The organism is Streptomyces sp. NBC_01451 (assembly GCF_036227485.1).
In the GTDB taxonomy this organism is placed as follows: domain Bacteria; phylum Actinomycetota; class Actinomycetes; order Streptomycetales; family Streptomycetaceae; genus Streptomyces.
Window position 1 is genome coordinate 904,124 of record NZ_CP109479.1, and the last position, 14,787, is coordinate 918,910.

Sequence of the window (14,787 nt, forward strand, 5' to 3'; positions counted from 1 at the left end):
CCTCCACGTGGAAGATCCTCTGCGATTCCGGGCCGGAGGGCCAGTGCCTGGGGCCAGGCCCTGGCGGCCCGGATCGGGACCATCGGCCCCTGGAGTCTCGGCCGCGCTGTCGTGAGGCTGGAGGGTGAGGGTCGACGCAGTCGTCAGCGGCCCGCCGGTCCCGTTTCGGACTTGGAGGTCTCTTCCCATGATTCGCCCCATCACCGTCGGTCTGGACGGTTCGCCCGAGAGCCTGGCCGCCGCCGACTGGGCGGCCCGCGAGGCACAGCGCCGCGAGCTGCCACTGCGTCTCGTGCACGCCTGGATCTGGCAGCCGCACGACGTGCCGGCCGCCGAGACCCTGGCCACGCAGAAGGACTGGGCCCTGCGCATTCTGCGGGAGGCCGAGGAGGAACTGCGCGGACGGCACCCGGACCTGACGGTCAGCACCGAACATCTGCCCGACACCGCGGCCGAGGCGCTGCTGAGCCAGGCGGAGAAGTCCGACCTGCTGGTGCTGGGCTCCAGCGGTCACAGCGCCGTCGCCGGGTTCCTGCTCGGCTCCGTCGGCCAGCACGTCCTCGCCCGGGCGAAGAACCCCGTGGTCATGGTGCGGGCGAACGCCCGCTCCGCCGCGAAGCACGACGGCGGGGAGGTCGTGGTCGGACTCCAGGACCTGGGCGACCCGGCCGGGCCGCTGCTGGAGTTCGCCTTCGGCGCGGCTGCCGCCCGGGGGGCCACGCTGCACACCGTTCACGCGCCGAACCTGCCGCCGCTGTACGGATACGGCCCCGCGGTCGGGCTCCCCGCCGGCCGGGAGGACGTCACGGGACGGACGGAGAGTGCGCTGTCCCACGCGCTCAAGCCGTGGCGAGACAAGTACCCGCAGGTCCCGGTCGTCCAGACGGTCGATCTCGCCCGCGCGTCCGGCGTCGTTCTGCAGGCCGCAGCCCAGGCCGGCCTCGTGGTGGTCGGCCGCAGGGTGCACCGGCCCGCTCTCGGTATGCGCATCGGACCGGTCGCCCACGCCGTCCTGCACCACGCCGCCGCTCCGGTCGCCGTCGTCCCGCACGACTGAGGACCGCTTTCCGCGGGCCCTGAGGGCCGAGCGGCCCCACAGCTGGGGACGTCCAGGACCTGCCCGCCGCGCCAGGGCCCGTTCGACGCTGTAGGCGCACCGCACCGCACAGACAGAACAGACAGAACAGAAGCGAGGTGCGTCGAATGACGGCAGCAGCCGTCCGGGCCGTCGGCCGATCACCGGTGATCGAGGAGCGCCCGGACCCGGAGTCCGGTCCTGGTCAGGTCCCGGTCCGGGAGGAGGCGTCCGGGCCGTGCCGCACCGGCATACCCGCCTCGCACGGCGACCGCCCGGTCGAGCCCACCCCGGGCGGCCCGGTCGGCCCGTTCTTCGGCCGGGGCCCCGATCGCGACAACCGCCCCCGTCCGCCGCACGCCGGGTCCTGAAGACCACGGGCGGCGGACGGGCCGCGTACGGCAGGTCCGACCGGACACAGCCGGATACCAGAAGGAGAGCACACGTCATGGTCCGCTACGTGTACGAATTCACCGAGGGCGGCCGTGACATGGCCGACCTGCTCGGCGGCAAGGGCGCCAATCTGGCCGAGATGACCCGGATGGGCCTGCCGGTACCGCCCGGGTTCACCGTCTCGACGGAAGCGTGCCGTGCGTTCCTCGCCACCGGCGCCGAACCGCCCGGTCTGGCCCGCGAGATCTCCGACCACCTGACCGCTCTGGAGAAGGCCGCCGGCCGGCAGCTGGGCCAGCCGGACGATCCGCTGCTGCTGTCCGTCCGCTCCGGGGGCCGTTTCTCCATGCCCGGCATGATGGAGACGATCCTCGACATCGGCCTCAACGACGAGTCGGTGCTCGGCCTGGCGAAGACCTCCGGGAACGAGCGCTTCGCCTGGGACTCCTACCGCCGACTCATACAGATGTTCGGCAGCACCGTGATGGGCGTCGATCCCGCGCTGTTCGAGCAGGCCATGACGCTGCTCAAGGACCTGCGCGGCGCCCCGGACGATCTGCACCTGGACGCCGGCGACCTCGCCCAGCTCGTGGAGACGTACAAGAACCTGATCAAGCAGGAAACCCGGGAGGACTTCCCGCAGCTCCCGGCGGAGCAGCTGCGGCGGGCCGTTGTGGCGGTCTTCGAGTCATGGAACGGCGAGCGCGCCCGGCTGTACCGGCGCCGCGAGCAGATTCCGGACGAGCTGGGTACCGCGGTCAACGTGCAGACCATGGTCTTCGGCAACCTCGGCGCCGGCTCCGGCAGCGGCGTCGCCTTCACCCGTGACCCGGCCACCGGCGCCCGAGGCGTGTACGGCGACTACCTGTCCAACGCACAGGGCGAGGACGTCGTCGCCGGGATCCGCAACACCGTCCCGCTGGACGAACTGAGCCGCCTGAACCCGACGGCGTTCGCTCAGCTGTGCGACCACATGGAGGCGTTGGAGACCCACTACCGGGATCTCTGCGACATCGAGTTCACCATCGAACGCGGCAGGCTGTGGATGCTGCAGACCCGCGTCGGCAAACGCACCGCCGAAGCCGCGTTCGCCATCGCCGCCGGACTGGTCGACGAGGGGCTCGTCAGCGCGGACGAGGGGCTGGCGCGCGTCTCCGGGGACGGCCTGGCCCGGCTGATGTTCCCCCGGTTCGACACCTCGGCCTTCGGTGCCCCGCTCACCCGCGGCATCCCGGCCTCGCCGGGCGCCGCAGTCGGCGCCGCGGTGTTCGACTCCGCCGAGGCGGTACGCCGCGCCGCCGCCGGGGAGAAGGTCGTCCTCGTCCGGCAGGAGACCACCCCCGACGACCTGCCCGGCATGATCGCCGCCCAGGCGGTGCTGACCAGCCGCGGCGGCAAGACCAGCCACGCGGCCGTCGTCGCCCGCGGCATGGGCAAGGTGTGCGTGTGCGGTGCCGAAGAGATCACCGTCGATCCGCAGGGACGCCGCTTCACCGTGGGCGACACCACCGTCGAGGAGGGCACGGTCATCTCCGTCGACGGCTCCGAGGGCGCCGTCTACCCGGGCGCCGCGCCACTGGTCGACTCCGCGGTGATGCGGTACTTCGAGACGGGCGAGCGCTCGGCCGGCCTGGTCGACGCCGTCGCCCGGGCCATGCGCCAGGCCGACGGGGTACGACGGCTGGGAGTACGGGCGAACGCGGACACGCCCGAGGACGCCGCCCGCGCCCGCCGGTTCGGAGCCGAGGGCATCGGGCTGTGCCGCACCGAGCACATGTTCCTCGGCGACCGCCGGCAACTGGTCGAGGCGATGATCCTGGCTCGCACGGACATCGAACGTGAACGGGCCCTGGACTCGCTGCTGCCGCTCCAGCGGCAGGACTTCGTCGGGATCCTGGAGGCGATGGACGGCCTGCCGGTCACCATCCGCCTGCTCGATCCGCCGCTCCACGAGTTCCTGCCCGACCGCACCGAACTCGCCGTACGGCTCGCCGCCGCCGAAGCGCACGGCAACCCGCCCAGCGCGCACGACGCCGAGCTGCTGGAGGCCGTGAACCGCATGCACGAGGAGAACCCGATGCTCGGCCTGCGCGGCGTGCGGCTGGGCCTGGTGGCGCCTGGTCTGGTCGCCATGCAGGTACGGGCCGTCGCCGAGGCGGTCGTCGAACGCAAGCGGGCGGGAGGCGACCCGCGGGCGGAGATCATGGTGCCGCTGATCGACACGGTCGAGGAACTGCGGCTGGTGCGCGACGAGGTGGAGCAGGTACTGGCCGAGGTGTCCAAGGCCTCGGGGGTCCCCGTCGAGTGCCCGGTCGGCACGATGATCGAGCTGCCCAGGGCGGCGCTCACCGCGGGCCGGATCGCCCAGCAGGCACAGTTCTTCTCCTTCGGCACCAACGACCTGACCCAGACCACCTGGGGCTTCTCCCGCGACGACGTCGAGGCGGCGTTCTTCTCCACCTACCTCGACAAGGGCATCTTCAAGATCTCCCCGTTCGAGACGATCGACCGCGAAGGCGTGGGCCGCCTGGTCGAGATCGCGGTCGCCGAGGGCCGCGCCGCACGCCCCGACCTGAAGATCGGTGTCTGCGGCGAGCACGGCGGTGACCCCGAATCCGTGCACTTCTTCCACGGCGCGGGCCTCGACTACGTCTCCTGCTCACCGTTCCGGGTCCCCGTCGCCCGTCTGGAGGCGGGCCGCGCCGCGCTCACCGGCACGGAGTCCGGCGACACCAGGTGAGACACCCCCGGAGGGCCGGAGCCGCGGGTCCGGCCCGGGCCGGCTGTGATCACGACGGGACCCACGGCCCGTCCGCCGGGGCCGATCGGCCCTGGGTCAGCGGTCGGCCCCGGCGGAAGGCTGGGGTCACGGAGAACGAGAACAAGAAGGAGTGGTCGGCATGACCGGCAAGGACGCTGGAACCCGTGACACCACCGCTGTTGTCCAGGTACGGGCCGAGGGCGAAGTCAGCGAGGAAGCCCTCGCGTACGCCCGTACCAAGATCGGCACCGTGGTGGGCCGGCCGGGACTGCCGACGGTCACCGGTGAGGTGAGGATCGCCAAGGCGGCCAACCACGCGGAGCACCCGTGGTCGGCGGTGGCCGACCTCCGGGTGGGGCGCACCGTCGTGGTCGTTCACGCTCAGGACGCCACCAGCCAGGAGGTCACCGACCAGTTGCGGGACCGGCTGCGTCGTCAGGTGGAGCGGGCGGCCCACGGGGCCGACGACGCCCACCGGCCGGTCAGCCCGCCGTGGCGGGGCGGGCGACCGGCCGAAGGTCCCGCAGGGCGCGAAGCGGGACAGCAGGACCCTCACCCGGCCTGACCCGCCGGGCAGGGGTCCGCGCAGTGCCTGGACCGCCCCGCCGTGAGAAGGCACCCCCGGTCCCGGTCCCGGCCACGGCGGCGGCACTCAGCGCCCGTACGTGCGCTACGCACCGCGCTCCGAGTGGCTGCCGTCGTCCGCGCGGGAGTGGGCGCGCCAACTGCCTTGCTCCGCTTGGCGGTTGCGCTTCTCGTCGCCCTGCGGCCCGGCGGGCAGGTCACCTGGCCCGCTGGGCGTCGGTCCGGTGCCCGCATCCGGTGCCGCCGAGGAGAGGGCGGGTCGGCCCGGGACTCGGGACCGGTCGGCCCCTGCGCCGCCGGCCTGGTACGCGGGAGGCTGAAAGGGCATCGGGGGGCCGGGAACCCGGGACCGTCCAACGGGACAGCAGCGGTCGGACCGGCCGCCCTCACCCCGCGAGTTCCGGCCCCCGGTGCCCCTCCGCAGGAGCAGGACGCCCTGCGGGGATCCGTCGGCCCGCAGGGACCGTACGACACAGAGGACCCGGTCGCGCTCCGCGCGCACCAGCGGCGAAGGGAACTTCGATGAAGACCTCCAAAGTCGGCGAGGTGATGACCTCCGATGTCGTCGGAGCACGCCGGGAGACGCCGTTCAAGGATGTGGCGCGGTTGCTGGCCCTGCACCGGATCAGTGGCCTGCCGGTACTGGACGCCGACGACAAGGTTCTCGGAGTGATCTCCGAGACGGACCTGATACGCCGGCAGGCGGCCCAGGCCGAACAGGACCACGCAGGACGCCACTTCCGGCTGCCGGCACTTCGCCGTAAGGTGCGTTACGCGGCGGCCAAGGCCCGAGCGATGACCGCCGGGCAGTTGATGTCGACACCCGCGATCACCGTGCATCCGGAGCAGCCCGTCGCGGACGCCGCACGGGTCATGGAGCGCCACCACATCGAGCGGTTGCCGGTGGTGGACGAGGAGGACCGCCTGATCGGCATCGCCACTCGTCGGGACCTGTTGCGGGTCTTCCTGCGCACCGACGAGGAGATCCGTCAGGAGATCATCGACGAGGTCCTGACGCGCGCCATGTGCCTGCCGCCCCACACCGTCATCGTCTCCGTCCACAACGGTACGGCCACGCTGGAGGGACGTCTGGAACGCCGCAGCGACATCCCGCTCGTGGTCCAGCTGGTCTGGCGGGTCGACGGCGTGGTGGGCGTGATGAACAGCCTCACCTTCCGCATGGACGACACCCACCCGCCGGAGAAGCACCCGTCACGCCGGATCGCCCACTACTGGCTTCCCGAGCGTTAGTCCCTCTCCTCTCTGCGCGCCGCGGAGGCGCAGAGGGAGGTGTTACGGCGACCGCTGCCGCCCGGCCCCGGCGGTCCAGGGCCTGTCGGTCCCCGGCCGGGACCTTCGGCGCCTGGGTGGCGGCCTCCCGCCCGCGAGACGGTCGCGGTGGGAGAGCGGCAGCGTTCCCTCACGGTGCCGCCCGCACACGGCAAGTTGCCGGTCTTCCGGCCCATGACCTCGACGACGGAGGCACAACCCCCATGACCCGACAGGACACCCGAACCCGAGCCGCCGCCCCTGCGGGCGCGCCCTCCGAGACCGCCGTCGCGGTGGACCGGCTGGTCACCAACGGGCTGAAGGCGCTCTCCGACTACGAGGCGCTGACGCAGGAGCAGGTCGACCACATCGTGAAGAAGGCGTCGGTCGCCGCCCTCGACCAGCACACCGCACTGGCCCTGCTCGCGGTGGAGGAGACGGGCCGTGGCCTCTTCGAGGACAAGGCCGCCAAGAACATGTTCGCGTGCGAGCACGTCACGCACAGCATGGGCCCCATGAAGACCGTCGGCGTCATAGCCCGTGACGACATCGACGACATGGTCGAGATCGCCGAACCGGTCGGTGTCGTGTGCGCGGTCACGCCCGTCACCAACCCGACCTCCACCACGATCTTCAAGGCGCTCATGGCGCTGAAGACCCGCAACCCCGTCGTCTTCGCCTTCCACCCCTCCGCCCAGCGGTGCAGTGCGGAGGCGGCCCGCATCGTGCGCGACGCCGCCGTCGCCGCCGGAGCGCCGAAACACTGCGTGCAGTGGATCCGGACACCGTCCATCGAGGCGACGGGCGCACTGATGCACCACCCCGGGGTGTCCCTGATCCTGGCGACCGGCGGCAACGCGATGGTGAAGGCCGCGTACTCGGCGGGGAAGCCCGCCCTCGGTGTCGGCGCCGGCAACGTCCCCGCGTACGTGCACAGGAGCGCCAAGCTGCGGCGGGCCGTCAACGACCTGGTGCTGTCCAAGTCGTTCGACAACGGCATGATCTGTGCCTCCGAGCAGGCCGTCATCCTGGACAGTGAGATCTACGAGGCGGCGCTGGCCGAGTTCCGTACGCTGCACGCCCACCTGGCGACGGCCGAGGAGAAGGAGAAGCTGGAGGCGTTCCTCTTCCCGGTCGGCAAGGCCACCGCGGGGGACGGGGGCTGCGAACCCAAGGTCAACGCGGCAGCCGTCGGGCAGAGCCCGTCATGGATCGCCGAGAAAGCCGGCTTCAGCGTGCCCGAGGACACCTCGATCATTCTGGTCGAGGCCGAACGGGTCGGCCCGGACGAGCCGTTGACACGCGAGAAGCTCTGCCCGGTCCTCGCCGTGCTGCGGGCGGAATCCGAGCAGCGGGGCTTCGACCTGGCCGCCGACATGGTCGCCTTCCACGGCCAGGGCCACACCGCTGTCATCCACACCCAGGACAAGGCACTGGCCGAGGCGTACGGCACCCGTATGAAGACGGTACGGGTCATCGTCAACGCGCCCTCCTCGCAGGGCGCGATCGGCGGCATCTACAACGGTCTGCTGCCGTCACTGACGCTCGGCTGCGGCTCCTGGGGCAGCACGTCGGTGTCGAACAACGTCTCCGCCGCCCAGCTGCTGAACATCAAGCGGGTCACCACCCGCCACAACAACCTGCAGTGGTTCAAGGTCCCGCCGAAGATCTACTTCGAGCCGGGATCCATCCGCTACCTGACCTCGATGCCGGAGGTCCACCGCGTCACCGTGGTCACCGACGCGACCATGACGCGCCTGGGATTCGTGGACCGGATCGAGCGTGTGCTGCGGCGGCGCCGCGAGCCGGTCACCATCCAGGTCATCGACAACGTCGAACCCGAGCCGAGCATCGACTCCGTGCGGCGCGGCGCCCGTCTCATGGGCGACTTCCGCCCCGACACGATCATCGCCCTCGGCGGCGGCTCCCCCATGGACGCGGCCAAGGTCATGTGGCTGCTGTACGAGCAGCAGGCCGAGGGCAAGGACGTCGACTTCGCCGACATGCGGCACAAGTTCTCCGACATCCGCAAGCGGGCCTTCCGCTTCCCCGTCCTCGGCAAGCTCGCCCGTCTGGTGTGCGTACCCACCACCTCCGGCACAGGCGCGGAGGTGACCCCGTTCGCCGTCATCTCCGACCCCGCCACCGGAAAGAAGTATCCGCTGGCCGACTACTCGCTCACGCCCAGCGTGGCCATCGTCGACCCGCTGCTCATCGCCGACCTGCCCCCGGCTCTCGCGGCCGACAGCGGCTTCGACGCCCTCACGCACGCCATCGAGGCGTACGTGTCCGTCTACGCGAACGACTTCACCGACGGACCCGCCCTGCACGCCATCCGGCTCATCTTCGACAACCTGGAAGCCGCGGTGAACGACCGCGCGGGCAGCATCGAGGCGCAGGAGAAGATCCACAACGCCGGCACCATCGCCGGTATGGCCTTCGGCAACGCCTTCCTGGGCATCGTCCACGCCATGTCGCACACTCTCGGCGCCACCTTCCACATCGCCCACGGACGTACCAACGCGGTGCTCCTGCCGCACGTCATCCGCTACAACGGGACCGTGCCGGGCAAGCTCACCGGCTGGCCGAAGTACGAGAACTACCGTGCCCCCGAACGGTTCCAGGACATCGCCCGCACCCTGGGGCTGCCCGCCGCCACACCCGCCGGGAGCGTCGAGTCCCTCGCCTGCGCGGTGGAACGGCTGCGGACCGCGGTCGGCATCGAGCCGTCCTTCCAGGCCCTCGGCGTCGACGAGCGCGGCTTCCTCGACTCCCTGCCCCGACAGGCTCTCAACGCCTACGAGGACCAGTGCGCGCCGGCCAACCCGCGTATGCCGATGCTGGACGACATGCAGCGGCTCATGAAGGCGGCCTACTACGGATCCGTCAGCAGCCCCGGCGAGTAGGACCGGAAGGGCGGCGGCCCGGCCGGCATCCCCAGCGAGGTGAGATCGCACCAGTAGGTGATCGAACCCCTGGGGATGCCGGCCGGGCCGCCGCCTTTCCCTGCCGTTGTGCCGTGACCGGTCGTCGACCTGCCGGTCCGAGGAGAGCGCGTGCTGCCCGATTGCCTCGGAGCCGACGGCTGATCCGGCACCGCAGGCGGAGCGGAAAGGACAGCGCAGGCGGTGTCGAGGCGAACCGGCGCGCGCGAGAGCGGGGTCACTCCTCCTTCGGAGTGACCCCGCTCTCGTGGCGCACGGACCGGCCGACAGGGCGCCCTTGTGCGGTCGGTGTGCGCGGTCCCCGTGCTCAGCTGATCCGCCCCGGTGGCGGCGGGCAGCACACACGACCGGGGCACCGCCGCTGTTCTGCGGCGGTGCCCCGGTCCGGTGGGTGCGCAGGTCAGAGCAGCCAGCGGTTGCGGCTGACGAACGGCATCCGGGCCCAGGCCTTGCCCAGTCCCCAGGTGGCACCGGCTCCCGCGACCGCCAGGGCGATCAGGACGACGGCGTAGATGAGGTGGTAGTCGACGAACGGGTTGGGCGACATGCTCAGCGACCCGTCGGACAGGTGCTTGGCCGGCGGCCACTCGGCAATCCACATCAGGGCCATCATCGCGGTGCCGGCCACGGCGGCCAGCCGCAGCGCGATACCGCTGACGAGCGCGAGGCCGATGCCCAGCAGGCCGAGCATGAACAGCCAGTCGGCCCAGGTGGCCCCGGCCCAGTCGTGGAACGTGGACTCCATCGGTCCGGCGGCGACACCGCTGAGGAAACCCTTGGTCGGCGAGCCGCCGTCGATCCAGCCCTTGCCGTCGGCGGTCGCGTAACCGAAGCCGAAGGTCTTGTCCAGGAACGCCCACAGGAAGACGAACCCGGTCAGAACGCGGAGCCCGGCGAAGACGTACGCGCGGGTCGCCGTCGCCGCCGCGGTTGTCGTGTCGGCGGACTCCGTTGCCGCCGTCCCGGTCCTGCGCAGGGACGGGAAGTGGAATCCCGAGTGCCGTTGCGGGTGATTGTGGACTGCCATGATGCTCATCCCTTCCAAGGGGTGACGCGCGGGGTGTCGACAGCTCTCCTTGCGCCTCCAATGTCCCGCTCCGGCGGAAGAACCCGGAGGGGCTGCAGGGCCCGGAGAACCGGGCCGAACGTCCCGTCTCCGCCGGTCCGTTCAGCCGTCCCGGGTCTGCTCGGCGCCCTCGGGGAGACCGATCCGGGGTCACGGAGCCGGTCAGGGTGGCGCAGCCGGGCGTCATCCGTCGACTGCCTCACGGGAGCGGCCCGGCGGGGCCCGGTGCACGGTCGTCGACGTGACGGCGGACGGCGGGCCCGGGCCGACGTCGAAGATCCCCTTGCGCCTGACCACGATGGTGCCGGCGCGGGAAGCGCCGGAAAGGGGTCTGCGAACGAGGCCGTCCGTCCTCCGGCCTTGGGGCCGACGGATCGGAGGGCCCCAAGGCCAGGGGCCAGGGGAGGCAGTTCAGCCGATGGACAGATCAGGGCGGACGAGTGTCCCCGACCGCCCGTGGACGATCTCGTACGCCGCGTCGAGGGCGCCGATCGCGGCCAGGCCGCCGGTGCGTTCGACGAACCGGGCGGCGGCCTCGGCCTTGGGCCCCATCGAGTCGTCGGGGAAACCGCCACGGCGCAGGTCCCGCGGGGTGGCGTCCAGGATGGGCTGCTGATGCCGGGTGCCGTAGCCGCCGTAGATGTTCGGCACGTCGGTGAGGATGAGCAGGAAGTCGGCCTTGAGGCTTTCGGCGAGCAGGGCCGCGGTGAGGTCCTTGTCGACGACCGCGTCCACTCCGCGCAGGGCGCCCGTGTCGTTGTCGGCGGTGACGGGGACACCTCCGCCGCCGGCGCAGATGACCAGCACGCCGCAGGTGAGCAGGTCATGGATCGCCTCGGTCTCCACGATGCCCTCAGGTGAGGGGGAGGCGACGACCTGGCGCCACCCGGTGGCGTCCTCGGTGATGTGCCAGCCGCGCCTTCGCGCGAGGGAACGGGCCACGTCCCTGGGGTACACGGGGCCGACACGCTTCGTGGGCCGTGCGAAGGCCGGATCGTCGGGCCGCACCAGGGTGTGGGTGACGAGGGCGACGATCTTGCGGCCGGGCAGCGCGTCGTGCAGGGCCCGGGCCAGCAGCGAGCCGATCAGCCCCTCGGTCTGGGCACCGAGCAGGTCCAGCGGACGGGGTGCGGTCAGGACCGGGTCGGCCGCGGTCTCCATGGCGAGCAGGCCGAGCTGCGGCCCGTTGCCATGGGTGATGACGATCTCGTGTTCGAGCGCGAGGGCAGCGACGGCGGCGGCCACCCGGTCGTTGTCCAACTGCTGCCCGGCCGTGTCGGGGCGACCGCCCCGGCGCAGCCAGGCGTTGCCGCCGAGGGCGATGACGATGCGCACGGTTCAGTCCTCCAGGGTGCCGGCCGGAACGGCTTGGTGGTGTGCAAACGCTCCCCCGCCCGGTCGGGAACGGTGCAGGCGGGCGGGGGGAAGGTCCGAGCCGGGTCAGGCGTGCGGTACGACGGCGACGGGGCAGCCGACATGATGGAGTGCCGCGTGCGTGACGGGCCCGATGTGCGTTCCGAAGTGGCCGTCCCGGGTGCGGCGCCCCACCACGACGAGGGCGGCCCCGGACGAGGCGCGCACCAGCGTGGATGCCGCCCGTCCTTCGGAGACGGTCTCGGTCACGGGGACCCCTGGATACTTCTCGGCCCACGGACGCAGCGTCGCGACGACGGCGCGTTCCTGGGCGGCGAGCAGTTCCGGCCCGATGTCCGTGATCGCACGGACATCGGCGCCGTCGGCCGACGGAACGCTGAAGGCGTGGATCACGCGCAGGGCGGAGCCGTAGCGGTGGGCGGCCTCGAAGGCGAACTCGATCAGTTCGTCGCAGGGGTGCCGGACGTCCAGCCCGAGGACGACATTGCGGTACGGGATCTCGGGGATCTCGTCCGGCGAGACGCCGTCCGGGGCCGGAAGGTGTTCATCGGCCGCGGACTCACCCGCGCGGACGAGCACCACGGGGCGCGGGGACCTGGCGACGACCCGCTGGGACACGGAGCCGACGAGGAAACCCGCGACCCCGCTGAGCCCGCGGGAACCGAGCACCAGCAGCTCCGACTGTTCGGCCACCGTGAGCAGGGCGGCGACTGTGGAGCCGGACACGAGCTGGTCGACGATCCGCAGCCCTGGATGCGCGGCGCGGACACTCATGACCGTCTGGTCCAGGGTCCGCTCGGCCCAGTCGCCCTCACTCGCGTCCGCCGGTACGGACGCGGACGGGCGGGGGTGCCACGTCCAGGCGTGCACCAGCCTCAACGAGGCTCCGCGACGCAGGGCTTCCCTGGCCGCCCAGTGCGCGGCCGCGAGACTCTCGGTGGAACCGTCAACTCCTGCGGTGACCTGCCGAATCATGCCGCCTGCCTCCTCCGTCCGAGCCTGCTTGCTCTTCCGGTCCGAGCGTTGTGCAGAACCGGCCCTGTACGCAGGGGCCGTACAGGCCCTTCATGGGCCCTTTCGGCCCCACTCCCCTGTCCGCGGGGCTCACCACGCGGGCCGGCATCCGCTCAGCGACCGACCAGGGTCCGAACGGGCTCGTGGGGCGCCTCGGTCGTCCGTCGGGTCGTCCGTGCGACTGTCTGCCGACGACGGGCGTGGCGCCGCTGTGCCCGTACCGCCAGCGCGTCGAGCGCGGCGCTGAGCAAGAAGGTGACCGTCATGGAGGTCACCAGGAGGACGGCGAACAGCCTCCAGAACTCCGGGGTCAGTGACGTACCCACGATGAACACCTCTTTCCGACGGGTTGTCTTCCGATTCCATCGAACCGCGGGGCCCGTTCCGGCACAGGGGGCCCAAGGGCTCTCACGGGGTGCCGGGCGGCCCCCGGCCGATGGGACCCGACGGCCCATGGTCCGCGAGGGGCCACGGGACCACGCTGGACCCGCCAGGTTCGTACGCCCCGATCGGAGGCACGTCGTGAACGCTCCCGCCACGGCCGGCATGCTGCGGGCGCTGCCCGCCGAGCACCGGCACCGGCTGATGCGCTTCGCCCGGGAGGTCTCGTTCTCCCAGGGCGCCCGTCTCTTCGAGGAAGGCGGCAGGGCAGACCGGTTCTGGATCATCCGTACCGGCACCGTCGACCTGGACATGCAAGTGCCCGGCCGCCGCACGGCCGTCATCGAGACCCTCGGGCGCGACGAACTCATCGGCTGGTCCTGGCTGTTCGTCCCGCACGCCTGGCACCTGGGTGCCGAGGCGACCAGCCCGGTACACGCATACGAGTTCGACGCCACCACGATCCGGTCGATGTGCAAGGACGACCCCGCGCTCGGTCGGTGCGTCACCCAATGGGTGGGTGACATTCTCGCCCACCGCCTGCGCTCGGCCCGGACCCGGCTGCTGGACCTGTCCGCCCCCTGAGGCAGCGGCAGCCTCCAGTCACCGCGTCACCGCGTCACCGCGTCACCAGAACCGAATCCCCCCGGGGCGGGACGACGCAGCCGGGCCCTTCGGAACCCGATAGGGCCGTACGGCCCATCCAGCCGCCGCGCCCACGGACGTCACGCTGGGATCCGCTCACGACAAGCCCCGCCGCCCCGTCGGCGTAGGGCGGGGAGGAGTTCCCGATGCGCTCTGCGGTTCTCGCTGTACCGACCATGGAGGACCTGGTCTCCGCGGCCGTAGCCGCCCCGTCGATCCACAACACACAGCCCTGGCGGTTCCGAGTGGCTCCGGACGCCGTCACGCTGGAGATCCGTGCCGCGGCGGAGCGCGGGCTGCGCCACATCGACCCGACCGGGCGCGCCCTGCACCTCTCCGTGGGCTGCGCGGTGCTCAACCTCCGGGTGGCGGCTGCCCACTTCGGGCGGGAGCCGGTGACCAGGCTGCTGCCCAGGCCCGACGAGCCGGATCTGCTCGCGACCGTGCGGCTCGGCGGCCCCGCCGCCGCCTCCTCCACACCGCACCTGTACGACGCGTTGTGGCGCAGGCACAGCAGCCGCTTCCCGTACTCGGATCGGCCGCTGCCCACGACCGTCCTGACCGAGCTCGCCGAGGCCGCCCACGCCGAAGGCGCCCTGTTGAGTCGTCCGGGGCCGGCCGGGACCGACGGCCTGCTGCAGCTCACCCGGGAGGCCGAGCATCGCACCACGGCCGACCCCGACCGGGCCGCGGAGAGCCGCCGCTGGGTGCACGAGCCCAACGACGCGGCCCTCGGCATGCCGCCGGGGACGCTGGGCCCGCAGGACTTCCGGGACCGGATCCCCATGCGGGACTTCGGAGCCCACCGGCACCCGGCCGTGCTGACCGCCCGCCCCTTCGAGACCCGGCCGATCCTGGTGGTGCTCTCCACGGGGCACGACCGGCGGGCCGACTGGCTGCGGGCCGGCCAGGCACTCGAACGCGTCCTGCTCACGGCCACCGCGCACGGCGTACGGGCGTCCCTGCTGCACCAGGCGCTGGAGTGGCCCGACCTGCGCGACCGGCTCGGAACCGCTCACGGCGACCGGCGCGCGCACGCCCAGATGGTGCTCCGCCTCGGATACGGGCCGGAGGGACCGCCTTCCCCCCGCAGGACAGCGGAAACAGCGGAACAGGGACGGGCCGGGTAACCGCTCCCAACCAACCCAGGAGCGCGCACCGGCACACACCGTAATCCGGGCCGCGAAGCCGCCGGGCCTGCCCGGGCCACCGTCCGACGACCCCGGCAGGTCTGTGCGCTCCGCGTGGCGGCTGCCGCCGGTCAGGCCTGGTCACGGTG

At 72.1% G+C, this 14,787-nt stretch carries 12 protein-coding genes; 8 read left to right on the forward strand and 4 right to left on the reverse strand.

Going from position 1 to position 14,787, the window contains the following annotated elements; genetic code table 11:
- Positions 1-187 precede the first annotated feature (187 nt).
- The 6 genes from OG595_RS04020 (at position 188) to adhE (ending at position 8,989) form a co-directional block, all read left to right on the forward strand.
- Positions 188-1,057, forward strand: coding sequence for a universal stress protein (locus tag OG595_RS04020; RefSeq protein ID WP_329267835.1), 870 nt, complete (start codon positions 188-190; stop codon positions 1,055-1,057).
- 146 nt (positions 1,058-1,203) lie between these two features.
- A complete protein-coding gene (locus tag OG595_RS04025; protein ID WP_443072955.1) occupies positions 1,204-1,446 on the forward strand; it encodes a hypothetical protein in 243 nt (80 codons plus the stop codon).
- Between the two features lie 77 nt (positions 1,447-1,523).
- Positions 1,524-4,208 carry a pyruvate, phosphate dikinase gene (gene ppdK / locus OG595_RS04030; protein ID WP_329267836.1) on the forward strand — a complete coding sequence of 895 codons (2,685 nt, stop codon included), beginning with the start codon at positions 1,524-1,526 and terminating at the stop codon, positions 4,206-4,208.
- A gap of 160 nt (positions 4,209-4,368) precedes the next feature.
- A complete protein-coding gene (locus tag OG595_RS04035; RefSeq protein ID WP_329267838.1) occupies positions 4,369-4,794 on the forward strand; it encodes a hypothetical protein in 426 nt (141 codons plus the stop codon).
- A gap of 542 nt (positions 4,795-5,336) precedes the next feature.
- Positions 5,337-6,065: a CBS domain-containing protein gene (locus OG595_RS04040; protein ID WP_329267840.1), complete on the forward strand. Its 729-nt coding sequence runs from the start codon at positions 5,337-5,339 to the stop codon at positions 6,063-6,065.
- 242 nt (positions 6,066-6,307) lie between these two features.
- Positions 6,308-8,989 carry a bifunctional acetaldehyde-CoA/alcohol dehydrogenase gene (gene adhE / locus OG595_RS04045; protein ID WP_329267842.1) on the forward strand — a complete coding sequence of 894 codons (2,682 nt, stop codon included), beginning with the start codon at positions 6,308-6,310 and terminating at the stop codon, positions 8,987-8,989.
- 439 nt (positions 8,990-9,428) lie between these two features.
- On the opposite strand, the gene OG595_RS04050 is transcribed toward adhE, so the two are convergent.
- The 4 genes from OG595_RS04050 to OG595_RS04065 form a co-directional block, all read right to left on the reverse strand.
- The gene (locus OG595_RS04050) at positions 9,429-10,055 is read right to left on the reverse strand and encodes a hypothetical protein (RefSeq protein WP_329267844.1); all 627 of its coding nucleotides are present in this window, start codon (positions 10,053-10,055) and stop codon (positions 9,429-9,431) included.
- A 450-nt stretch (positions 10,056-10,505) separates the two neighbouring features.
- The gene (locus OG595_RS04055; RefSeq protein WP_329267846.1) at positions 10,506-11,429 is read right to left on the reverse strand and encodes a carbamate kinase; all 924 of its coding nucleotides are present in this window, start codon (positions 11,427-11,429) and stop codon (positions 10,506-10,508) included.
- Positions 11,430-11,534: 105 nt separating this feature from the next.
- Positions 11,535-12,443 (reverse strand): universal stress protein, encoded by a 909-nt coding sequence (locus OG595_RS04060; RefSeq protein ID WP_329267848.1) that lies wholly within the window; start codon positions 12,441-12,443, stop codon positions 11,535-11,537.
- A gap of 152 nt (positions 12,444-12,595) precedes the next feature.
- A complete protein-coding gene (locus OG595_RS04065; protein ID WP_329267850.1) occupies positions 12,596-12,808 on the reverse strand; it encodes a hypothetical protein in 213 nt (70 codons plus the stop codon).
- A gap of 196 nt (positions 12,809-13,004) precedes the next feature.
- On the opposite strand from OG595_RS04065, the gene OG595_RS04070 reads away from it, so the two are divergent.
- The gene (locus OG595_RS04070; RefSeq protein ID WP_329267852.1) at positions 13,005-13,448 is read left to right on the forward strand and encodes a cyclic nucleotide-binding domain-containing protein; all 444 of its coding nucleotides are present in this window, start codon (positions 13,005-13,007) and stop codon (positions 13,446-13,448) included.
- 206 nt (positions 13,449-13,654) lie between these two features.
- A complete protein-coding gene (locus OG595_RS04075) occupies positions 13,655-14,638 on the forward strand; it encodes an Acg family FMN-binding oxidoreductase (RefSeq protein WP_329267854.1) in 984 nt (327 codons plus the stop codon).
- Positions 14,639-14,787: the final 149 nt, after the last annotated feature.

Bases quoted from the DNA above. Each gene is read 5' to 3' on its own strand.
- adhE (WP_329267842.1), top strand. From the start codon at position 6,308: ATGACCCGACAGGACACCCGAACCCGAGCCGCCGCCCCTGCGGGCGCG.
- OG595_RS04075 (WP_329267854.1), top strand. From the start codon at position 13,655: ATGCGCTCTGCGGTTCTCGCTGTACCGACCATGGAGGACCTGGTCTCC.
- OG595_RS04050 (WP_329267844.1), bottom strand. From the start codon at position 10,055: ATGGCAGTCCACAATCACCCGCAACGGCACTCGGGATTCCACTTCCCG.
- OG595_RS04025 (WP_443072955.1), top strand. From the start codon at position 1,204: ATGACGGCAGCAGCCGTCCGGGCCGTCGGCCGATCACCGGTGATCGAG.
- OG595_RS04020 (WP_329267835.1), top strand. From the start codon at position 188: ATGATTCGCCCCATCACCGTCGGTCTGGACGGTTCGCCCGAGAGCCTG.
- OG595_RS04060 (WP_329267848.1), bottom strand. From the start codon at position 12,443: ATGATTCGGCAGGTCACCGCAGGAGTTGACGGTTCCACCGAGAGTCTC.
- ppdK (WP_329267836.1), top strand. From the start codon at position 1,524: ATGGTCCGCTACGTGTACGAATTCACCGAGGGCGGCCGTGACATGGCC.
- OG595_RS04035 (WP_329267838.1), top strand. From the start codon at position 4,369: ATGACCGGCAAGGACGCTGGAACCCGTGACACCACCGCTGTTGTCCAG.
- OG595_RS04040 (WP_329267840.1), top strand. From the start codon at position 5,337: ATGAAGACCTCCAAAGTCGGCGAGGTGATGACCTCCGATGTCGTCGGA.